General features: G+C 67.3%; 16 protein-coding genes and 2 pseudogenes. 13 read left to right on the top strand and 5 right to left on the bottom strand.

Annotation, left to right across the window (positions count from 1 at the left end):
* Positions 1–455 precede the first annotated feature (455 nt).
* From AB0I91_RS23495 to AB0I91_RS23450, 10 genes are all read left to right on the top strand, one after another.
* A complete protein-coding gene (locus AB0I91_RS23495; RefSeq protein WP_499638790.1) occupies positions 456–656 on the top strand; it encodes a hypothetical protein in 201 nt (66 codons plus the stop codon).
* 9 nt (positions 657–665) lie between these two features.
* Entirely contained in the window at positions 666–827 is a 162-nt protein-coding gene (locus AB0I91_RS23490) for an integrase core domain-containing protein (protein ID WP_499638788.1), read from the top strand.
* Between the two features lie 392 nt (positions 828–1219).
* Positions 1220–1975, top strand: a complete 756-nt coding sequence (locus AB0I91_RS23485) for a Crp/Fnr family transcriptional regulator (RefSeq protein WP_499638786.1) — start codon at positions 1220–1222, stop codon at positions 1973–1975.
* Positions 1972–2964 (top strand): hypothetical protein, encoded by a 993-nt coding sequence (locus AB0I91_RS23480; RefSeq protein WP_499638784.1) that lies wholly within the window; start codon positions 1972–1974, stop codon positions 2962–2964. Before AB0I91_RS23485 ends, AB0I91_RS23480 begins: the two co-directional genes overlap by 4 nt.
* Complete coding sequence (locus AB0I91_RS23475) at positions 2961–5138, top strand: hypothetical protein (protein WP_499638782.1); 2178 nt, start codon at positions 2961–2963, stop codon at positions 5136–5138. Before AB0I91_RS23480 ends, AB0I91_RS23475 begins: the two co-directional genes overlap by 4 nt.
* Positions 5139–5153: 15 nt before the next feature.
* Positions 5154–5906, top strand: coding sequence for a hypothetical protein (locus tag AB0I91_RS23470; protein ID WP_499638780.1), 753 nt, complete (start codon positions 5154–5156; stop codon positions 5904–5906).
* A 232-nt stretch (positions 5907–6138) separates the two neighbouring features.
* The gene (locus AB0I91_RS23465; protein WP_499638778.1) at positions 6139–7662 is read left to right on the top strand and encodes a DUF2397 domain-containing protein; all 1524 of its coding nucleotides are present in this window, start codon (positions 6139–6141) and stop codon (positions 7660–7662) included.
* Positions 7659–8894 (top strand): TIGR02678 family protein, encoded by a 1236-nt coding sequence (locus AB0I91_RS23460; RefSeq protein WP_499638776.1) that lies wholly within the window; start codon positions 7659–7661, stop codon positions 8892–8894. Before AB0I91_RS23465 ends, AB0I91_RS23460 begins: the two co-directional genes overlap by 4 nt.
* 24 nt (positions 8895–8918) lie before the next feature.
* Positions 8919–13106: a TIGR02680 family protein gene (locus AB0I91_RS23455; RefSeq protein WP_499638774.1), complete on the top strand. Its 4188-nt coding sequence runs from the start codon at positions 8919–8921 to the stop codon at positions 13104–13106.
* A gap of 3 nt (positions 13107–13109) precedes the next feature.
* Complete coding sequence (locus AB0I91_RS23450; protein WP_499638772.1) at positions 13110–14399, top strand: TIGR02679 family protein; 1290 nt, start codon at positions 13110–13112, stop codon at positions 14397–14399.
* Between the two features lie 158 nt (positions 14400–14557).
* Here AB0I91_RS23450 and AB0I91_RS23445 read toward each other — a convergent pair whose 3' ends face one another.
* From AB0I91_RS23445 to AB0I91_RS23430, 4 genes and pseudogenes are all read right to left on the bottom strand, one after another.
* Positions 14558–15256 (bottom strand): recombinase family protein, encoded by a 699-nt coding sequence (locus AB0I91_RS23445; RefSeq protein WP_499638770.1) that lies wholly within the window; start codon positions 15254–15256, stop codon positions 14558–14560.
* 87 nt (positions 15257–15343) lie between these two features.
* On the bottom strand, positions 15344–15985 hold the full coding sequence (locus tag AB0I91_RS23440; RefSeq protein ID WP_499638768.1) for a recombinase family protein: 642 nt from the start codon (positions 15983–15985) through the stop codon (positions 15344–15346).
* 970 nt (positions 15986–16955) lie between these two features.
* A pseudogene (locus tag AB0I91_RS23435) lies at positions 16956–17173 on the bottom strand (dihydrofolate reductase family protein); the annotation flags it as partial.
* 170 nt (positions 17174–17343) lie between these two features.
* Entirely contained in the window at positions 17344–17733 is a 390-nt protein-coding gene (locus AB0I91_RS23430; protein ID WP_499638766.1) for a ricin-type beta-trefoil lectin domain protein, read from the bottom strand.
* 578 nt (positions 17734–18311) lie between these two features.
* Here AB0I91_RS23430 and AB0I91_RS23425 point away from each other — a divergent pair.
* The 3 genes and pseudogenes from AB0I91_RS23425 to AB0I91_RS23415 all read left to right on the top strand — a co-directional run.
* Positions 18312–18935: a hypothetical protein gene (locus AB0I91_RS23425; protein WP_499638764.1), complete on the top strand. Its 624-nt coding sequence runs from the start codon at positions 18312–18314 to the stop codon at positions 18933–18935.
* 627 nt (positions 18936–19562) lie between these two features.
* Entirely contained in the window at positions 19563–20375 is an 813-nt protein-coding gene (locus AB0I91_RS23420) for a GNAT family N-acetyltransferase (protein WP_499638762.1), read from the top strand.
* 716 nt (positions 20376–21091) lie between these two features.
* A pseudogene (locus AB0I91_RS23415) lies at positions 21092–21311 on the top strand (transposase domain-containing protein); the annotation flags it as partial.
* A 138-nt stretch (positions 21312–21449) separates the two neighbouring features.
* Here the strand turns inward: AB0I91_RS23415 and AB0I91_RS23410 are convergent.
* Complete coding sequence (locus tag AB0I91_RS23410) at positions 21450–22583, bottom strand: hypothetical protein (RefSeq protein ID WP_499638760.1); 1134 nt, start codon at positions 22581–22583, stop codon at positions 21450–21452.
* Positions 22584–22614: the final 31 nt, after the last annotated feature.

Below are 22614 nucleotides of genomic sequence, written 5' to 3'. Positions count from 1 at the left end.
TGTAGGCCGATGGGGCGGAGTTTGGCAACCTCTGCATCGCTGGCCGTACTGATTCCGCCAGCAGTCACTCGACTGCGCCGCAACTCCACCCATGCCGACTACATCCGATCAACGGCACGTGGGCGCACGTACGCTGCGTGGGGACTGACGGAGTGACGGAACGTCACGGTCGGCCCACCGGACACGACTTCACTCGATCTGCCGACATGAGGTACCCGTCGTCATGCTCTTGCTCGGCACGTTCGGCGAGACGGCGTAGCCCGCGGACCTGGCCGAACGCTTCCACCTGCACGACACCCATCCAAACCGCCAAGGACGCCACGACCTACCAGGCCCACTGCGAAACGCTCGGTGCCGAACCCCTCGCCGACGAGGAACTCACCGAGCTGCAACAGGTCCGGCAGGAACTGCTCACCAGCTCCGGCACCGACTACAAGGCGCTCTACGGCTAGGCCATGGGGCTCGCGGACGCCGCCAGTGGAACTTCGCCGACCTGGGAGTGGACGACACAGCAGGCCAGAAACCTCACCGCCGACCTCGAACGCCGAATGGAGTCCTTGCGCTTCCTGCCCGGCGACCGCAACGGCAAGTACAGCCAGACGTTCGACGCCGTCTTCCACTCCGACGACCTCCACGTGATCAAGAGCGCGCCATAGGTACCCCGGATGAACGCCCACTGCGAACGGGTCATCGGCACCCTCCTACGCGAAGCCCTCGACCACATCCCGATCGCCAGCGAAGGCCATGCACGCCAGGTCCTCACGACCTACGAAGGTCACTACAACCGACACCGGCCCTACCAGGCACGCGACCAACCACCACCATAACCCCATCGCTGTGCACAACCTCGACACCCACAGACCGCACCGCACCCGCACCCTCAGCGGCCTCATCAACGAGTACAGACATGCCACTTGACCAGCAAAGATGACTTTTCGAGCGGCACAGGACGAGTCCGGTTGGGTTGTTCTCGCAACTGCGGTCAGCAGGGGCTGAGACTTACCTGTGGTGGGAGGCTCGGCTCAAACTGTGCCACCTCTCGCCTCGTACTTCTACCACATCCATAGCCGCCCTCATGTCGCCACCTTGAGCCCCCGGCGATCAAAACGAGGCTCGCTCATGTCCGAACCGGCTTCCCGACGCAGCTGATGCTGCTGTTCGAGTGACATTGAGGCGCGGCACTCGGTGTTGGGCTCGACGAACCACTACAAAGAGGCTGGTGACCGAGTCGCGCCAGCTCCGCCGACCACGCGGCTTTCGTGCCCTCGTACCGGATAGCGCCTGGGCTGAACTTGTGCGGCACGGCACCTCGGTGCACCACGGCGCGAAGGACAGGTTGCTGCGCCAGGGGGAAAACGGCGGATGGGTGCTGCTGTCGCTGTTCGGTCGGTTGAAGGTGGTATACGCGGAGCCGGATGGCGCAGAGATCGTGCTGGCCATCCGCGGCCCCGGCGATGTGGTTGGTGAGCTATCCGCCCAGGACGGGCTGCCCCATGCGGCCACGGTCCAGGCAATCGAACTGGGCATGACGTGCAGACTGCCCAAGCGGAGGTTCGTCGAGCTCGTGCAAGGTCTCAGACTTGGGCCCCAGTTGGACGGCTACATCATGGGGAAGCTGCGTGAGAGTGCGCCTCACGCGTGGCAGCTCGCCCACCGCACCACTGCCTCGCGGCTCATTTCGCTGATCACGACGATCATCGATGCGGCGGGCCCGGACCACCCGTCACCCACCACCGTTGCGATGTCTCAGGACGAACTGGCCGCTGCGCTCGGCCTGGTGCGCTCTGCGGTAACCCCAGTGCTCAGGGAGTGGAAGGCCGCTGGCCTCGTGCGGACCATTCGGGGCGGTCTGGAGGTCGTGAACGTCCCAGCGCTAATAGGCACCGGTGTGTCCAGTTATGGACAGAACAGAACGGCTGCGAGGGGCAGGCTGTCCTCCCGTCAGGCGGGTATGGGCATGGAGGAAGATCAGTGAGTTCGGAACTCGCGGGGAGCACCAGTTCGGCCGACGAGTACGTCGGCATGCTGGTGGTTGATGTCCGGCACTTCAGCAAGCACAACAACGCCCAGCAGCGGATCATCGTAGAGAGGCTGCCCGAGATCCTTCGGAAGGTCACGGAGCGTACAGACCTCGCCTCGTTGTGGGAGCAACACCAGTTCAGGGCGTTCCGCGGTGACGGTTACGTCGTCGGATTCGCCCGGGACCTGGTCGGCTTGGTCGTAGACCGGTTCTTTGACGCCCTGCAGGGCGAGTTGCGGCGTCAATCCGGAGAGTTCCGAGCGGTCGGCGTCGAACTCCGCGTGCGCACCAGCCTGCACCTGGGCCCGGTGGCGTCGTTCGATAGGCTGCTGGCGGACTCACCTTCTGGCCGCGTCATGGTCGATGCGAACCGCATGGTCGATTCGGCCGCCGTCCGGGCGCTGCTGGACAATTCCGACCCCGAGGCCACCTTTGTCGCCTCGGTGCTGTCCCGCTCCGTCATGGAAGACGTGGTCGAGGCGGGAGCCACGGTCCGTCGACCGAGCGAGTTCGTCGAGGCGCCGCTGGACGTGACGGCCAAGGAGTACTCGGGAAGGGGGTACCTGCGTGTGCCCGCGCCCTCCGGCGATCTGCTCCAGCACGGCTTGCTGGGCTGTCAGCCGGAGAAACCCCCAGTTGACGAGGATCGTGTGGAAGCGCGATCAGAGGGAGTCGAGAACCGCGTCTCCAATCACGTGAGTGGACCTACGTCTGACGTGGTCCAAGCGCGTGACGTACGTGGCGGGATCCATCAAAACTCGGCACGAGACATCACCAAGAACATCGAGGTGACGGGGAATAACAACACTACGGCCGGGGGTAACGTGGATCAATCGTCCGGCAAACAGGAGTTCTCGGGCAGATTCCGCGCCGGGCACGATGCCAACTTCGGCCCGTCCAGCGGTCGCCGCATCGGTGGCGGCATCGATCAGGAAGCACGGTGACGGTGGTGGACCAGTACGACGTCGATGAGTTCAACGTCCTCGATCCTCCTTCGCGTCCACCAGTGCCAGAGCCCGACCGCTTCTGGCCGGAACCGGTCGCAGTAATGCCCGAACCGCCCGAGGTTGTCCGCGATGAACCCCGTCCGGTCGCAGGCGATGCTGCACAACACCGTCCTGTGGTCGAGGTCGAGGGGAACAGCAACGACACCGCGTTGCGAGACGTCGTCAAGCCCGTGGTAACGATCGGGAACGTCCTCTTCGGCGACCAGTTCGCCGAACTGGCGGAAGCACGACCCAGAAAGCGCAGCGGACGCGGCCTTCAGGACCACGCTGCTCTCGAATACCTGGCCAGCCGGTACGTGCCGCCACCGGGTCTTCTCAGCGCACCGGAAGGTGTCGAGTCGGCGTACGGCATACTGCGTCGTGAGCAGGTGCTGCTCCTGGCGGCGAACGAGCGCAGGGGCGGCCAGTTCGTCGCGGGTTTGCGACTGGGGTACGAACTGCAGAAGTCCCGTCCCGAACTGGTCGTCCGCGAGGAACTCATCGATCGGCTGAGCGACGACGACCTGCTGGTCGAGGACGAACCTGCCGTGGTTGTCGTGGACCTTCGCAGTACGCCACATGACGAACTCCAAGCTGTACGCCTTGGCCTGGTGGAGCTCGTCAAGCAATTCGTGTCCCACCGCAGCTACCTTATCCTCATCTTCGCGATCGACCGTGCGCGCGAGTTCGGCGAGTTCCTGCACGGTCGGATGCACCGATTGGAACGCCCGGAGCCCGTTGAGGTGTTCACCCGGCATCTCGGTGATGACGCCGCCGAACTGATAGCAGGCTTCCCCGAACTCGCCGACTACTTGCGCGACTTGTGGCCGCCGGCGGTCAAGGACGTCACGGACGCGGTATCCGACAGGGTCCGCGAGGGGGAAGAACCAGGGCCCGCCCTGCGGGAGGTGTTGCGCGATCGGCAGGAGCAAGGTGGACCGCCCTTGCGGGAGGTCATCCGAGCCAAGCAGACGGACAGCGCTGAGGAGTGGCTCGCCCTGCTGTTGGCCGCGGCCCTGCTGGAAGGTGCCGCGCCGTGGCACATCGCGGACGCCGCCGACCTTCTGCTGGATTGCAACGGGACCAAGCCCAAGAAGACTCCGCCACTGCTGACCCCCAGTCCCTATGCCAGGTTGTCCGCCCTGGACTACAAGTCATTCGACTTCGAAACCCGTCGATTCCAGCCACCCGGTTCGGGAGCGGAGGTGTTCCGGCACTTTTGGCAAGAACACCGGGGCCTCCAGGACACCCTGCTGAAGTGGATCAGCGCGCTGCCCCGCCGCAACTTCGACCTGACACGCGACGAGTTGGAGCGCTTCGCGGACCGGTGCGCCGAACTCGCCGGTTGCGGCGGTGTCGATGCGGTGCTGAAGCTGGCGGAGAGCTGGGCTAAGGCCACACCTGGCGCGGAGCCCGACGGCGACGAGGTGTCCGATCACTGGAAGGCCCGCTACCGTCGGTCGATCGCCGTACGGCTGCTGACGACCACGGCGATGGACCCGGCGGTGGGCACAAGGGTCCGGCAAAGGCTCCTCGACTGGTCGAAGGCCGCCAAGCCGGACCTGCAGTTGCTGACGGCCCAGGTGTGCGCCAGTATCGGTGAGTCCTTCCCCCGCATCGCGCTCACCAGGCTCAAGTACCTGGCGGATTCGGAGAACCTCCGCGTGTGGGAAGCCACCCGGGAAGCAACGCTGCTGATCGGCGCCAGCCTCGGCACCGCCAGTTTCCTGCGGCATGTCGCGGAGTGGTCCGACCACGCCGGACCGGCCAGACTACGTCTCCTGGTGGAGAGCACCGCCGTTGTGCTGGCGCAGGACGAGGAAGACGGGGACCTCGACGTCCTGGTCGACTTCTGGCGGCAGGCCCTCGATGTGATGCCCGCGGAGAGCTTGTACCCGGCGATTGGGGACTGGTTGCGCACGGCCGCCGAGGCGCCGTTCGAGCAGTGGGGCCGCATGGTGGAACCCCTCGTCCTGGCCACCGACGGTGAACTGAAGTCCATCGGCCGGGTGTACCACGCGGGCTGGAGAGCGTTGCGACACGGACGCGAGACGGGGAACGACGCGTGGGTCTCCATCGCCGACCGGTTGTTCGGTCGGCTGGACGAGATCGACACCCTGGTACCTGAATAAAGGATGCGCGTGGGCATGCGGGATTTGTGGCGGCGTGCGTCGGAGAAAAGAGAAGAGTGGGGACGGGACAAGGGCGACGACATGGTCACGTCGGGCGAGGTGACCATGTCGCTGCCCAGCGCCGACAAGCCTCTGCCCTTCCAGGTCACCCTCGTCGTGGAGGCCAAGTGCCCGGAGGCCCACCCCCCACCCGCGTTGCTGGACATCGCGAACGAGGGTGTCGCCCGCCGTGCGGAGAGGCTGAGCGGTCGGTACGCGTTGACCGCTGCGGACAGGTTGCGGGGCGCGTTGAGCACGGCGCTGAACGGGTGGCATCACGTACCTGGCACCGGCGTGCTCGCCCGTGGCCACTGCACGTCGGTCGACGTCGACGCTGAACTCGTCGCAGCGGTGGCGGCCCGTGAGGAGGCGGACCGACGCTGGTTCGCCGCCTCCTGGCAGGACGAGCGACGAACGCAGCAGGCCGAGCAGATGCGCTCACGGCTTCTCGACCCGCTTCGCGCGACGGCCTGGTGGTTCCTCGATCACCAAGCTGAACCGGAGCGGCTGGAGGATGTGGCGCGCGCTTTCGACAAGGCGCGGGAGGTCCTCGCTCCCAAGGACACTTCCGACTCTCCGGGGCGGCTTGTCGACGACATGCTGGCCGCACATGATCCGGCCGTGCGGACCAGCCTGGCGAGATACCTGGAGCGCTTCTTCGCCGAGTATAGCCGCGAAGACCTCGTAATCAGGCTCAAGCACTGGCAGGAGGACAACGAGGAACTCTGATCGACCGACGCTCGGGCTGCGCGCTGCCTCACCACTCCTCCACGTCACGGGCGCCGCTTTCGGCCCGGTAAGCACATTACCTGCCGAGGACCTTGAGCTCGGAAAGGGCTCACCGCGAAGCCGCTGAAGCGGGATGACAAGTTGGCGTCTCCGGGTGGGCGACCCCGCTGCGGTGTTGTGTTACACGAGCTAGGTGCGAAGCGATGTCCCTTTCGAGGAGGGCACCCACACGATGCGAGTTGACGGTGACGATTCGGGGGAACCCGCAGGTCGGGGGAAGTTGTTCGTCTACCTGACCACGTCTTCGGCGTTTGAGTACCGATCGATCATGGACATCTTCGCCGGGCCCCTGCTCGCCGACCTGTCTGCGGCGGAGGTGGCGCAGCAGCTCGCCGAGCGCGGCGTCGCGCTGTCCGTGGACGAGGTGACCGACCGTTGCGAGAAGCTCGAAGGGTGGGGCAACCTGGTTCGCGGGGTGCGTGACGCCCGCGTACCCACCGTTCGAGACTTCCTCCGGTCGCGCAGCCGTTTTCAGGCATCGAAGCTGGGCGGCAGGGTTCACCGGGACGCCGAGGCGGTACTCGCGGCCGGTGACGGGGCGCAGGAAGTGGCACGCGAACTGCTCGGCGCCACCGTCCTCGTCCTCGACCGCATCATGAAGCGCATCGGCGAGTCGGACCCAGATGCCGAGGCACTGGCCGGCGACGTGACCACTGTCTTCAACAACCAGCGGTTGTTCAACGAGAGCGTTCGCGACTTCTACGCCTACCTGAACGCCGTGCTGTCCCGCTACGACTTGGCTGGGGAGGAGTACCGGCACTTCAAGGAGTTGCTGCTCGACTACGTCGACCTGATCACGGCCGACGTGTCGCGCCACGCCCCGGTGATCGCCGCGCGCTGCGAACGACTTCGTCCCCTGTTCGACCGGGTGGTACAGGTGCTGGACACCCTGCCGATGCTGATCATGCCCGACGGCACCCCGGCCGATCGGCTGCCCGGTCGTCAGCGCGAGGACTGGGAACACCTGCACGCCTGGTACCACGAGACGGACGGGCGTTCGGGGCCGGACGCACTGCGGGCGGCGGCGGACCAGGCGCTGCGCCAGCTTTTGACCAACGCCAGGCGGATGCTCGCCGCGGCGGGCACGGGTGTCAGCAGGCGAGCGGACCTGCTCACGTTGGCGTCCTGGTTCGACAAGGCGGACGACAGCACCGCTCACCGGCTCTACGCGGCGACGTTCGGCTCCTACCCGGCCCGTCACCTGTTCTTCGGCCCCGAGGAGCAGGACGTCCGGGACGGGGTGAACACCTCGTGGTGGGACGCCACCCCCATCGACGTGCCGGTCAGCCTGCGTGATCGCGGAGACCGCGCGGCGCGGGGACGGACCTCCTCGGTGCCCGATCCGGGCTTTGACCAGGAACGGCTGCTGCACGAGGCGGAGGTCGAGGCGAGCGCTCGACGGGTCGCCGCCGACGAGTTGGTGGCGGCCGGCGCGTTGGACGGTGCCCGGGTCAGCCCCGCGGCCAGGGAACTGCTCCTCGCGTTGCTGGGAGCGCTGCTCGCCAAGAACCAGGACCACTCCGACGTCGCCTTCGAGTCCGACACCGATCTCGACCTGGAGGTGGTCGCCGAGGCAGCGCCCGGTGCTCGGACCCTTGTCCACTCCGAGGACGGAGACCTAGTCGTGCACGAATTCCGCTTGGTCGCGCGGAGATACACCACCAACCTCTCTCGCCGAGCCGGGAGAACCGCGTGAGCGCGGGGTCCATCGGTACAGAGGAACACAAAGCGCACGAACGCAGGCTTGCCGCGAGATCGCTGTTGATGCAGCCCGTGCTCACCGCCGCACGCCACCCCGAGCAGCTTGCGCTGGTACGCAAGCACTCGCCGCAGCTCAAGCGCATGTTCACCACGATGCTCGGATACCAACTCGTCGTCGAACCGACCTTCGCGCGCCTGCTCAAGGCACCGCTGAGCGCCGACACCGTTCCCCGGCCCGCGCTCACGCGCAACGACAAGCGGTTCACCGCTCGCACGTACTCCTACCTGGCGCTGGTGTGCGCGAGCCTGCTGGCACCGCAAACCGGCGACCAGGTGCTCATGAGCGCGCTGGTAGAGCAGGCCCGCGCGGACGCAGTGACAGCGGGCATCGCGCTGGCCGACGACCTCGGCGCGTCGCGCGACCTCGTGCGGGCCGTGGACATGCTGGTCGACTGGGGCGTGCTCACGGAGACCGATGGTTCCGTGGCGGGGTGGGAGACGCGACAGGAAGAAGCCCTGCTCGACGTCCACCGCCCCCTGCTTCCCCACCTCCTGTCGAGGGCACTGTCCGGGTTCGACTCGCCGGCAGCCCTGCTCGACGGCGCGCAATCCGACCCACTGGAGCCGGAACAACCGCGCCGCAGCCTCCGGCGCAAGCTGGTGGAAAACCCGCTGGTACGCCGCGAGGACCTCACCGACGCCGAGCGGGACGTGCTGTCCCGCGAGCGGCGAGAGGTGGCCCGAGTGCTCGACGAGTCGTTCGGCCTCGTCCTTGAAGCACGGTCGGAAGGCGTCCTCGCCTACGACCCTGACGAAGCGGTCAGCGACGTCGCCTTCCCAGGTTCGGGGACCGTCGCGCACGCGGCCCTCCTGCTGGTGAATGCCCTCACCGATGAGGCGAGACCGACAGCGGGAGACACCGCCACTTTCGCGAGTCGTACCGTGCCCGGTGTTCGCGTCCCGTGGAGCGCCGTCGAAGCGAACATCGACCTCATCATCGAGCAATACGGCAGCGCCTTCGCGAAAGGCTATGTCGAGAAGCCGTCATCGCTCATGCAGGAAGCGGTGCTGCTACTGGAATCGGTGAGCATCGTGGTCGTCGACGAGGACGGGCTGGTCCTGCACCCCGCCGCCGCTCGATACCGACCGGAGCCTCACCGCGCACCGACGCGCACCCGCGCGATGCGCAGGATCGGCGACCAGCAGACGCCAACCCTGTTCGGCTGAATCACCCGGACACATGGAGATCACGTGACCGAACCGCCCGGCGTGGAGACCTTGACCCCCGCGCAGCCCAAGCACCACCCGCATCGCTGGCGGTTGTCGCGAGCGGGCATCGTCAACGTCTGGCACTACTACGACACGGTCTTCCGGTTCGCCGGGGGACGCATGATCCTTCGCGGGACCAATGGTTCCGGGAAGAGCCGCGCGCTGGAGATGCTGCTGCCCTTCCTGTTGGACGCCGATCGCCGCAAGATGGACGCCACGGGATCGGGCAAGGTCCGACTGGAGGACCTGATGCGCCACGGCGCCCAGGGCCAGACCAACCGTCTCGGGTACCTCTGGCTGGAGTTGAGCCGCGACACCGGCGCGGCGGAGGAGCACCTGACCGTCGGAGCGCTTGTGCGCTTCTCCACCAGCACCAGCGAGGCCAAGGCGTGGTATTTCACCACACCTCTGCGGGTCGGCATCGACCTGCACCTGATGGACGAGCGGCGACAGCCGCTGTCCCGCGACCACCTTGCGCAGATGATCGGCGCCGACCGGATCACCGACAAGCCCGACACCCACCGCGAACGGATCGCGTCCCAGGTCTTCGGCCTAACGGGGACGAGCGGCAAGGAGCGGTACGCGGGCCTCCTCCAGTTGCTGCACACCTTGCGGGCGCCGGACATGGGCAACCGCATCGACGAGGGCAACCTGCCCAGGATCCTGTCGGACGCCCTGCCTCCGCTGTCGGAGGTGACCTTGCGCGAAGCGGGCGAGCGCCTGGACGCCCTGTCGGACTCCAGGGAGGAACAAAGGCGGTTGCTGTCGGCGGTCGAGCAGATCGACGCCTTTCTCGACGTCTACCGGAGGTACACCGCGGGCGCTTTGTTCGTCACGGCGGAGAAGGCGCGCGAGGCTGCGTCCGAGCAGACCCGACTCGCGAGGCAGCACGACGCGGCCGTCCGCGCGCACGCCGGACTCGTCGACAAGCACACAAGCGTGCTCGGTGAACTCGCCGCCGCTGAGGAACGCGAGGAGACGCTGCAATCCGTCATCGAAGGCATCAAGGAACTCCCCGCGTACCGAGCTGGCCTGGACATCCGGAACCTCGGCAGGAGCGTCGAGGCCCTGGCCGGCAGCGCGTCTGCGGCGCTTGGGGTGGCAGGCGGCCGTCGCGAGGACGAAGCGACGGCCGTGCGCTTGGCGGACACAGCGGCTGAAGGCGTTCGCGGTGAGATCCAACGGGCCGATACGGCGTTGTCCCGAGCCCGTGAAGCACTGGTTGAAGCCCGATTGCCGGTCACGGCGTTGCCGGCGGCGGTTGGAGCGTCGGTCGAACCGCTGCCCGGTAGCCGCGAGGCGGTCCGGGTCTCGCTGGACGGCGCGGCGGACGAGGTCGAGCGGCCGTCACCCCAGCAGCTCGTGGTCAGCCCGGAAAAGTTGGACGAGGTTGTGGGGGTGGTTCGCGACACCGGTCAGTCCGCAGAGCGCCGGGCCGGTGAGGCCGCCCGTCGCGAACAGGACGCCGCAGCGTTGGACACCCGTGCCCGAGAGGTCGCGCAAGCGGTGCAGCACGCGGAGGAACTCGACACCCGAGCGAACGAAGACGCCGAACGTGCTCAGGTCGCGGCGGAGGAACGCGACGGGGCCGCGAGGGCGTTGGCCACCGATTGGCGGAAGTGGACCTCCGGCGAGCAGAGCCGGACGCTCCTCGGTGATGTTGCCTGGCGGGACACCGCGGTAGGGCCGCTGCTGGTCGATGCAGACGCGATGGTGGGCGAGTGCACGGATGACGACCTCGCTCCCTTGGACCACGTCGCTGCCGACGCGGCGACGCCCGCGCGTGCTGCCATCGCCGACCGGCTCGCGGAGCTGAGGCAGCAGGAGCGGGAGGACGACAGGGCGGCACGCGATCTGCGGTCCGAGCAGTCGAACCTGCGCGCGCAACGCGATCCGGAGCCACCCATCGCGCCGTGGGTGCGCGGCGCACCTGCCGGAGCAGTGCCCCTGTGGCGGCTGGTCGAGTTCTCCGCCGAGCTGCCCGACCAAAAACGAGCCGGGGTCGAGGCCGCGCTGATGTCAGCCGGAATGCTGTCCGCTGCCGTCGGCGGCGACGGTTCAGTGCGAGCCGAAGACGGCCAGGTCCTGCTGACTACCGAGGCCGAGGTCGCTCGCCGTTCCCTCGCGACCGTGCTCCGGCCCGACCCGGCCGGCTTGCTACCCGAGCAGCTCGTCACCTCGATCCTCTCCAGGGTCGGGTACGGACCCGGGCACCACGTGTGGGTCGACGCGGACGGGAGCTGGGCCGCCGGCCCGCTGCGTGGCAAGCACCGAGTCGACCACCCGCGTTTCATCGGAGCCGCCGCCCGCGCTCGCGCCCGCGCCGAGCAGCTCGAAGCCATCGCCGCCGAACTCGACGAGCTGGGTCGCCGAACGGAGGAACGCGACGAGGAGCGGAAGCGGTTGAGCGCGGTCACCGAGGAATTGAACCGGCACCTGCGCACCGCGCCCCGCACCAGCGACCTGCTCCGGGCACGGAGTGTCGCGCGTTCCGCGGCGGCGGAGGCCGCCAGGTCGCAGGGCGCGGCAGCGGACGCGCACCAGAAAGCCCGTCGTCAGCAGGAGCGGTTGGCGGCTGATCGCCGTGCCCACGAGGAGGGCTGTGCGCGCTTGGGGCTTCCACCCGACCGGGCGCTGCTCGGCGAGGTCAAGGACGGCGCGAACCTGGCGAAGCACCACTGCGCGGTTCTCGCCGATCGGCTCGACTCGGCCCAGCGACGCCGCGGTGAGCACCAAGACGCGGTGAAAGCCGCTAACAAAGCCACGATTCTGCGTCAGGACGCCGAACTGGCCGCGCATGAATCATGGTCCGCGTGGCACGGCGAGTATGAGAAGTTCACCACCCTCCGCGACTCGCTGGGAGCCGAAGCCGACGAGGTGACCGCACGGCTGGAGGCGGCCGAAGCGGAATACCGTGGGTTACGCACGTCGCTCGGCACGCTATCCAACGAGGAACGCCGACTGGACAAGGAAGCTGACAAGGCGAAAGCGTCTGTGACGTCTACGAAAGCCCAAGCCGACGATGCCGTCGTGCAGACCCACGAGGCTATGGCGCGGCTCACGGCGCAGGTGGCGCTCCCCGGCATCGCGGACGCCGCTGCTGGCCCCGCCGCAGCGGATCTGCTCGCGCTGTGCACGCCACCAAGTGCGTCGACAGGTCCGGAGGTGGAGCGGCTCGTCACTGCGGTACAGCAAAGGCTCGACCGCAAGGGGCAGGCGGTCGATGAGAACGGCCTGATGCGTTCGCTGCACAAGGTCGGCGGCAACCTGACCAACACCTTCGACCTCACGCCTACAAGTGAGGAAGGCATGTGGTTGGTCGACCTCACCGACGCGGTGGGCCGGCAGCCCGTGGCCGTCGCCGCAGCGCGGCTGCGCGAGCAGGCCGCCGGTGCGGCGGCGGCGCTGACCGACCGCGAGCACCGCGTGTTCACCGACTTCGTGATCGGTGGTGTGGGGGAGGAGTTGCGGCGCAGGCTGATGCAGGCGGAAGGTCTGGTGCGCGCGATGAACACCAGCCTCACGAACATCAGGACCAGCCACGGGATCGGCGTGCGGCTGCGATGGGAACTGGTCGAGCCCGGGAACAGCCCCATCGGACGCATCCGCGAGCTGGTTGCGGCCAGTGCCGCTGTGCGTCCGGCAGAGCACACGGAGGAACTCATCCGGCTGCTCAAGGACCGTGTCGAGGAGCGGTTCGAGCACGATGCAGACGCGGGGTACGGGGAACATCTGCGTGCCGCACTGGACTACCGGCAATGGCACCGCGTGGAGGTCTCGATCACCGGCCCCGAACCCGGGCAGGTCCGCAAGATCAGCCGACGGGCGAAGCTGTCCCAAGGTGAGACCCGGTTCGTCTCGTACGTCGCGCTCTTCGCCGCTGCGGACGCGTACCTGTCGGGCTTGCCGGATACGGGCAGCGCGCTGCGCCTGATCCTGCTCGACGACGCCTTCGCCAAGGTCGACGACCGGACCATCGCCGAGCTGATGGGTCTTCTCGTGCGCATGGACGTCGACTTCTGCATGACCGGCCACGCGCTGTGGGGAGCCTACCCCCAGGTTCCCAGCGTCGACGTCTACGAAATCCGTCGAGCCGAAGGAACCGCGGCAGCCGCCACCCACGTGCACTGGGACGGCCGCAACCGGCACTACCTGCGCTCGACGGGCTGAGCCGTGGCCGACCACATCCCCGCACCGGCCCGCGACTACCTGGCCGGTCTGCAACCGTTGTGGCACTTGGTGCGCAAACGCTTGGAGGGCAACGGCCTCTCGGCGACCGGAGTCGTCGTCGTGGACTTGGACTACCAAGGGGCCGAAGACCTGTCGGGGCTGCTCGGACGGACGGTGCCGCACGGTCGAACCAGGGTCCGCTTGGCCGAACTGGATGCCGCGCTGAGAGCTTCGGCAATCGCCCACGGCCTGGTCACTGTGGTCGCGGAATTGACCGGCGGTCCCCTCGTGGACCGGAAGGCAGCGAGCAAGGCGCGCGAAGTGACGAAGCTCGACCTGTGGGCGTTCTGGGAGCGTGCCGTCGCCGAATCCGGATTGGACGCCGCGCCGTGGATACCCGTCTGGCGGGACGGGTTGCGTCGCACGGGACTCCTCAGTCGCGCGGGGGACGAAGCGGAAACCGTAATCAGGCAAGCGATGGCGGTGTTGCGGACGTTGACTCCGACCGTGCCGCTGGCGTCCCGCACTCCAGGCGCCGTGGCGGACGCGATTCCCGTCGAATCGGCTTTCGAACTCGCCGAACTGGCCGGTGCCGTGTGCGGGGACGCCCACGCGCTGGATGACGGACAGGTGACTGCCGCCGTGGTCCTCCGCGCGATCGCCGCCGCGACCGGGATGCCCCTCCCCGCGACCGCCGCCGCCCGCCGAGACCTGTGGAGTGCGGTGGGAGTCAGCCCCGACGCGGTGTCGGGCACCTTGTTGACGTGGGCGGTGCGTCCACCAGGCGACGACCCGTGGTCGGTGATGATGCGCGCCCGTGCCGACCTCGGCCTGGTCACCCACGTGACTGCGCAGGAGTGGCGCGCTGGCGCGAACCGCCCTTGGGTCGTCCGCGGGCAGGAGGTGTTCGCCTGCGAGAACCCCCAGGTCCTCCAGGCAGCGGCACGGGCGGGTACGTCCATGCCGTTGTTGTGCACCTCAGGCAACCCCGCCACCGTCGCACTGCACGCGCTGGACCGGCTTATCGCGGATGGTGCCACCGTGAGGTACCACGGTGATTTCGACGTCGCAGGTATCCACATCGCCAAGCGGCTGTTCGACCGGGGCGTGCGGCCCTGGCGCTACGCGGGCGGTGACTACCTCGATGCGGTCGTTTCGGCTCGTCTCCCGCTCATTGGCGCGGTGCCGGACACACCGTGGAGCCCTGGACTGGCCGAGGCGATGCGCGAACACCGGGTCGCGGTGCACGAAGAGCAGGTCCTGGCACTGCTGCTCGACGACTTGAACCCGTGACACTTTGTTCCGCTGAACGAAAGCAAGAGTGGGGAATTCCCCACTCTTGCGAAGGTGCTCCAAACCACTGCTAAGCTGCAGTTATGAGCCACTCCACTTCGAGAGGAGTGGGGAATTTCCCACATCTGCGTGTTCGGGCAAACCTCTCGGACACATTGTTACCACACGGGGTCGTTCTCCGATGCGGAGAACGACGCCGTGTGGCCTTCGCTGTCCCAGGTGAACGCGGTCAGCTGTCCCTTGATCTCGACCTTGTCCGCGTGGCAGACGATCACCGCCTGGTTCGCGTGGATCCGTTCGGCCACCGTGCGCGGGCTCGCGGCGGCGGGCAGGTGCAGGGCGCGGCCGATCCTGGTGATCAGGTGGTCCTCGCGGAGGTAGAGGATCGCCGGCCGGTCGTCGGTTCGCGGTCCGGTGTGGCCGTGGCGGCAGCGGTAGCCGGGACGGCTGTGGATCCAGTGCGATTCCATACGCCGGTCGCAGATCCCGCAGCGCAGCACACCGGCGAACAGGTACTCGCGGACCTCGCCGGCACCGGTGGCACGGCGGATACGCAGCCGCTGCACGGCGACGAAGTCGCGTTCGCTCACCAAGGGGGTGTGGGCGCGCTGACGGGAGACGACCCACCGGTCGGCCGGGTTGCGCTTGACCATACGGCGGCGCCGACGGTCGGCCGGGGTGGTGTGGTCGTGGTCGACACCCTGCCGGTTCCATACCTGCCAGCCGGTGTAGCGCGGGTTCTGGAGGATCACCGTGACCGTCTCGACGGTCCACCGGCGCCGGGTCCGGTGGGTGTTGCGCTCCGCGTCGTGCGCGGCCGGGCATGGCACGCCGCGATCGTTGAGGTCGTGGACCACGGCTGTCGACGCTGCGGCCGGTCAGGCGTTCGGCGAACAGCCACCGCACCACCGGCGCCGTCTCCGGGTCGACCTCCAGTCGATGAGTCATGCGGCCGCGGCGGGCGTCGGCGAGGCGCGGGTGCGCACCGGACTCGACCAGCCGATAACCGTAGGGCGCCCGGCCACCGAGGAACGCCCCTCCAAGGTCTGCACGCGCATGGACGCCATCGCGCGGTGTCGGGCTCGCGCGACCTCGCGTAGCGACTGGGCTCCGAGCATGTCGATCAGCGCCTGGTGCTTGGCGCTGTCCGGCTCCAGCCTGCCACCGGCCTCGGGGAGCCACACCTGCACGCCGTACCGGCGGAACAGGGCCAGCAGCCGCGGCAGCTGGTCACCGGCGAACGCTCGCTCGTACTCCCCCACGATGATCGCGTCGAACCCCCGGTCCGCGTCACGCAGCGCCGCCAGCAGCTGCGCGGCCGCAGGCCGGTCACGCCACGCGCCGCGGCGGGACTGTCCGGCGTCGAAGAAGACCTTCACGATGTGCCCGTGCCCGGCGATCACCTCCCAGGCCACCTCCAGCTGCCACGCCTTCGAGGTCTCCGGGTCCTGGTGCTCGATGGTGGAAGTGCGGCCGTAGAAGGCGAACCGCAGACCGCCCGCGGGCTCGGGACACCGACCACGGTTTCCCTGCGACGCATCCTCCTGTCGCCCCATCCACGCCATCAGGATGTCCCGACCCGTCATCACTCCACTCCATTGCCGGTCCCACCGCATTACAAGACCATGATCATTTCACGGTGGTCCCGGCGAGACGCGCGCAGTGCTTCGCGCAGTGGTGTCCCGTGCGGTGATTCGGCCTGGGTGACGGTGGGTATCAACTTCTGTTGATACTGAAGTTTCCGAGTTTCTCGACATGCCGCGACGTTCAGTCTTTCGAGTGGGGATCCTCGACCCTGCGGTGCACAGGAACAGGCGAGGCCTCGGCAGAGAACGCAGGATGCTACAAGCATGAGCTGCGCGTCGTCGGTGGCCCATGCCGGACAGGGATCCGCTGCGCTCACGATGATGCGAGTGTTCGTGCCTACCGGCGAGTGGTGGCCGTGGTTACAGTCGCGGTCGGCCGCATCGGACAACTGCGGATCCGGTAACGGCGGGGAGGCGTGTTGATGAGCACACCTGGTCGACCGCTTCGTGACCGCTCTCGACGACCCGACGGATCCGCACTGGGGACAGGACGGGCAGAGGTACTCGCGGCTACCTCCACGCCCACGCCAGATCAAGGACACCGCCGGACTGCGGCGACCGCTGCTGCAGCACCCCTGGAAACTGGACGCGGCATCGGCGAACTACCTCGTCACCGCAGGCATCGGATACATGCGCGACTCCATCCCGCCACTGCCCACGACACCCACAGCAGGCGATGGTTGACTCCGAACCGGCGGGTCGCGGCGCCCCGTAGAGCCGCGCCATGCCGCGGGTCTGCCCAGCGCCACCGACGCCGCCCGCCGGAATCCCAGTCCCGGTACGCGCTGACTCGACGAGATACGGCCAGTCACCGGCCTCGAAGTCACCGATGCCGGGCACGGAACATCCTCGCAGTCGCCTCGGACCGCTCATGGGTATCCAAAACACCGACATCGACCGGGACATCGAGCACCGCCGAGGTAAATATGATTCGCAGGCTCCAATCCCGGGCGACGCTGCGCAAGGCGACGTCGTCGGCCCGCAGCATCGCACCTTCGACTCCGGCGACCGCGTCACCGGTGACCAGGCGGGTATTCTAGTCGACCGTGCTGGTCGTCGAGGAAAACACCACCTTCGGCATGTCCCGCCAGTCCGCGCGAACTCGACCTCCGCCGGGGTTGCGTTGGACTGTTGGTCGCCAGTCGGCCACTAGGAACTCATCGTCTCCCGCAGCATTCGCCCGTACAGCGGCGCTGTTCGCCCGCTCCTGCCGACCACGTCAGGCGCGCCGAGCAGAACACCGCCAACGGCTCGCTCATCCGCTGACGGAACGCCGAAGCCGGCCCAAGAGCTGCTTCGCCACCGACTCACCCATCCACACCTGGACCCACTACCCGGCAAGGCCACGTGACAAGCCACTAGTTGGAACGCACCAGGACGGCCTGCGCACTTGCCTGGTGTACCTGGATGATCTGGGCACCGGAGGACAGCGATTTAGGTGCCGCGGCGTTTTTGGTCGCACTATTCAGCAAACGGCCGTCCGACCACGCCCACCACTGGTCTCGAAAATCCGAGTCGCACTGGTAGGCGAATACCTCCCTATTTGGATTGCCCTTGGGGATGGCCAGGCACAGATCATGTCGAGCCGCGTTCTCCAGCATGAAGTAGCCCCCGCTGTTGTCCTCTTCGATCCAGAGTTGACGATTGTTCTTCGAATCCCTCTTTTCCAGAGTCACGTCGCGTCCGGTGCTCGCCAGGGTGAAGGCGTAAGACGTGTCCAGGTATGGACGAATCGAGTAGGTGCTCACTTGGATTGCTTGGGCCGGCGTGGACGCGACAAGCAGGCCAAGTGTGACTAGCGCGGTCGCAGTTGCGCTACGAAGTGACATGACGACATCCTTCCCGCGGCAAACGTAACAGATAGACGCTAAGAGGCCGTTTTACCAAGAGCAAGAGGCGCACTCTTTCGGATGGACGCATCCCACCTTCAGGTAGCAGTCGGAGCCCGACTCTTGTGACGCAGGTGCGCGGAAGCTGCCGATCGGGTGGTTCACCGCAAACCGGGTTTTTACCCGTTCGACGACTCGCCTGTGTCCTCACTAGCCGAAGGACAGGTACCGCGGAGACGGTTCAGGCCAGAAAGTCACGTCACCGCCGTCGAACACCCCGAGGAAGAATGGATTCGAGCTTCCCGTGACCCTCTGCGGCCGGATCAACCGGTTGGTGCCCCGTCGGCGGCGTCAGTGGGTGATTGCGATCCCCCTGGTCGGTGGTGACCGGTCGCACCGGTGGCGATCGGCCGTGCGGTCGTGTTCAGCTGTGGTGGAGCACGCCCGGCGAGCGGCCGAACGTGCGTCGATGTTCCGCTTCGACCAGCAGGGCAGGGATGATCACGCGTCGGCTGACCCATCGGATCGTCGGCTGGACTGTTGCGCTGAACCTCGCGGTGGCCCTGGGCACGTCGGTGTCCGCCTCGGCGACGACCGACACCACCGGTAGCCGGCAGTACGAGCCGGACTACACGTGCGTCGACCTGCACTGGGCGGAGGACAATGTCCTCGAGGCCACCCAATGCGAACCAGAGCACAACGGTCCGATCGTGGACTCGTTCGACGTCGAAGGCCGGATGCTCGGTGCGCCGGTGACTTTCCACTGCGGGTACGGCTTCGGCATCGTGGACACCATCAGGGGATTCGACTGCGAACGTGTCCGGTCCTCCGATCGGACGGCCAACGACCATCGCGGACGAGACGGTCCCGGTCCGCGCCCCGTCAACGTCGGCACGATTCCTGACAAGACCACTGACGACTGTCCCGCGATCCTGGACGGGCTGCGGCGGCCGGAGTCCTCCCGCCATCCTGGCGTCGTTCTGCCGGTTGGCCCCTGCATGGTCGTGCAAGAGCACGGCTTTCAGACATCTTTCGATGGAACGTTCCGGGTACCGACTGCTACCGACTGCCGGCGGTACGGCCGGATGCGGTCACTCATGAGCAGTGGCGGCCCGTCATGAGGTCTCGGGCTCTCAAGGCTGCGGCTGCGGCCATCTCGACCGTCGACAGCGGCGAAGCGCAGTGCGAGTACTACAGACCAGGCCGATGCGTTCACTGGCCCAAGCCCGCCACGGATCGCATGCCCCGACCACCGTGCCGGATGCGGCAGTGATGCGCCACAGACTGCGCTGCCCACTGTCCGCCCCGATGGCCCAGGGTCGCTGAGCCGGTGGAGGTGTGGCCCGACGTGAGGAACGGTGCGCGAGTGCCGTCGGTCGCCGCCGCTCCGCTGGGTGCGCGAGCGGCAACCGCGGACGGGACTGAGGACCGGCCGCTTCTAGCAGAGGGATCCGGCGAGGTCGGGTCGGCCTGGCTCCGGGCTTCACCCACACGTCCCCACGGCACTGCTGTAAAACGGTCTGCCTTCGGGAGAACTCGTCGACACCGACGATCGACGCAGAGCCGACAGTGAGCCCGGTACCGGAGGTGTCACTCACGAACGTTCAGCGGGATGAGAGGACGCTTCGGTGTACGCGCCGCTCTGGCGTAGTACCCAGGGTCACGAGTCGTGAACCGGGAACCGTGGCATCCCCGGCCCGACTCGAACCGTGATCAAACCATGAATGCACGACGGTGAACGGAGGTCAGTGATCGTCAGGCGACGTGACCCGCTGGGGATGGCCGACGCGGCCGTCGGAGCGGGAAAGCCAGCCCTGGGTGCGGCCGAGGCCGCCCCGCAGCACGACTGGGAGCACGACGGGATCCCGGGCCGAACGCTCAAGGTCATGCAGTTCAACATCTGGCTCGGCGGCAGCCAGGTCCCGGGCGGCCGGGCGGGCATCGCCGACACCGTCGCCGCCGTCGAGCCGGACCTGGTCATGCTCAGCGAGTCGAACCGGGAACGGGTGGCCAATCTCCGAGCCGATCTCGCCGAGCGCGGGCTGACCTACTTCGGCATTGAGAACTCGACCGGGACGCTGATGATCGGTCGGGCCGCGGATGTGGCGGCCGCGGCCACCGTTGCGCTGCCCGCGGGCGTCAGGGTGCGCGAAGTGACCGATCGCAAGGACTTCGACCGCGTGCGGCAGTTGGCCGAGGCTGCCCGCGACGTCCCGTGGCACTGGCTGCCCTCGGCCCTGGAGCACTGGGGCGTCGACGAGATCGACCCGTGCACCGTCTTGGTGGCCGAGAGCGCGGACGGCCGAGTGGTCGCCACCGGCTGGGTCCGGTTCCACACCGGTACCGACTTCGCCTCCACCTGGGGAAGCGCAACCCTGCCGTCCTGGCGGGGCCGAGGGCTCCACCGCACGCTGGTGGGACGCCACGCCCGCCTCGCCGTCGACCGCGGCCACCGCTACCTGTACAGCGAGACCCTGCCCACCAGTCGGCCGACCGCAGTCCGACTGGGCTTCACCACCGTGCGCACGTTGACCCCTTACCACTTCACACCTGGCGGTTGAGATCCCTGCTCGTATTGCAGCCAGCGCCAGGCTGAGCGGGTGATCACAGGTTGCAGCCCGTCGGAGGCGCTGGACCCGGCTCGCTCGCTTCTGATCGTGTCATCGCCGACATCAGCCGTATCTCGTCGCCGTTACTTGCAGGCACGCCACGTCCGCTGCGCGATCACGTGGGCAGTCGCTCGCTCCGCCTCAATGGCAACCTGCCGTCGTCGCGGCAACTCGACTCCCGCCGTGTTTCGGGGCGCATCAGCGAGGGCTCGCCGGTCGGTGTCAACCGGAGAGAACGGCCCATCCCTTCGCTTCCAGACGTGCCCGCGCTCCTGGGGTTCCTGCCTCCTCCACAAGCAAGGCCGCCGCGGGCCGGACCGGTGCCAAGATAGGCCGCATGTCAACGCCCACCGTGCTGGTCGGGTCTACCTGGCAAGCGTATACGAGTTGACTCGGGAGGCGATCACCAGCCGCGGTATCGAACGACAGCTCGGCGAGTAAGCGAGCACGGCGGTCTGGCGGCGCCGGCAGCGTCTCCGAACAAGTTCGAGGCCGGGGCGCGCGTTGACGGGTCGCGGCGCACGAAGGTGACAGGCTCGGCCGAGCCCAACCGGGAGCGGCCGGCCTCGCCCCCGGTCCAGCGGCCAGTCTCCGCCGCTCCGCTGCTTGGTGATCTTGTAGGTGCACTTCGTCCCGGACTTTTTCAGCTCGTAGTCCGAGTGGATACCGTGGACTACCCCGACGCCGAGACCGTGGCGCTGGGCATGGACAACCTCACCACCCACGGCATCGCCTCGCTCTACGAGACCTTCACACCCGACGAGGCCTTCGCCCTGGTCCAGCGCCTGGAGATCCACCACACCCCCGAACACGAATCCTGGCTCGACATCGCCGAGATCAAACTGTCCGCACCCTCACGGCAGTGCCTCGACCGCCGCATCAGCGACCTCGGCACCCCTCAACACCGATCTCGCCGCCCGGCAACGCACGACAACACCGAGCAACGCCCAGTCCGCTGGCAGTTCGCCACCGACGACGCACACGTCAAACTCCGCCACTTACACCCCAAGAGTTAGCCGCCACAATTTACTGGGTCGACCAGGCGAGCCCGCCGCTCCCCAGCGGGCTCCACCTCCATAGCACCGTGTTCCAGAAGTTGAGGTCGTTGGACTTGGCCGTCAGCTTCCCGGTGATCGCGAGCCTGCTCCCGACGGGCACGGGGATGGTCAGTCGGCGCAGTTCGACGGTGTAGTCCTGGCGCGGAACCTCGTCCTTGGCCACGGGGATCTCCATTCCGTAGAGCACCTGCCCGGCCTTGCCGATGAGCTCCACAGTGAAGACGGGATAGGCGTCGATTATTTCCCATTCGTCATCGACGTGCGTCCCGACGATCAGCTCCGCGATCCCATCGGTGTGCGCCACGACCTTGACCGGGGTCATCTTGAACCGCCGGTCACCGTCCTGCTTCCATTCGACGGTACCAAATCTGGACGTGTCGAAGCCGGAGATCAGGCTTGCGCCGCGGTCGACCTCGCAGTTCGGCGGGTTCAGGTCGGGGTGGCCGACGAAGACCGCGGTGCTGCGGAGCAGTTCGACTTCCGTGTCTTTCTTGTTCTTCTCGCCGACCCGGGCGATCATTCGGAACGACGTGTCGTGGTACAGCCTGACCTTCATGTGCACTGTGTCGGAGACGTCCCTGGTGGAATTCGGGTCGCCCTCGCGGCCCCATTCGAGGCGGGCCGAGAAGGTGTGTCTGTCGGGCACCTTCCTGGTCCACGTCAGCTCGGCCTCCTGACCGGCCTTGATCCACGGTGTCCTGGCTTGGAAGTCGGTCAACTCGACCCCCGGTCGGACCTTCTCCACCACGAGGTCCTTCAGGGCATCCTTGCCCGAGGTCACCTTGACGACCGCTTTGCCCGGCTTGGCCACCGCGGTGTTGGTCAGTCGCACGGTGAAGTGCTCACCAGGCTTGAAGTCCTCACCCTTGGGGTTCTTCGCCACCGTCACCTTGCCGTTGACGACCGACTTCTTGCGCCAGCCCCCCGACTCGGCGGTGATGTCGACGTGCTGGCCCCGGAGTTCCCGGAACAGAGCGGATTCACCATCACCGCACGGCACCGCGATCGTCACTTCGGCGCAGTTGACGGATTGTCCGGTGTCGTTCCTGACGGTGACACAGAGTTCGACGGAGGAACCTTTGGTAGTTGTGCTCGCCTCCACCCGTGTGGGTTTGAGCGTGCACGTCAGGTCC

The sequence above is a fragment of the Actinosynnema sp. NPDC049800 genome, from assembly GCF_040656635.1.
In the GTDB taxonomy this organism is placed as follows: domain Bacteria; phylum Actinomycetota; class Actinomycetes; order Mycobacteriales; family Pseudonocardiaceae; genus Actinosynnema.
The sequence above is the reverse complement of the archived record's forward strand: the minus strand, read 5'-3'. Positions and strand labels throughout refer to the sequence as shown.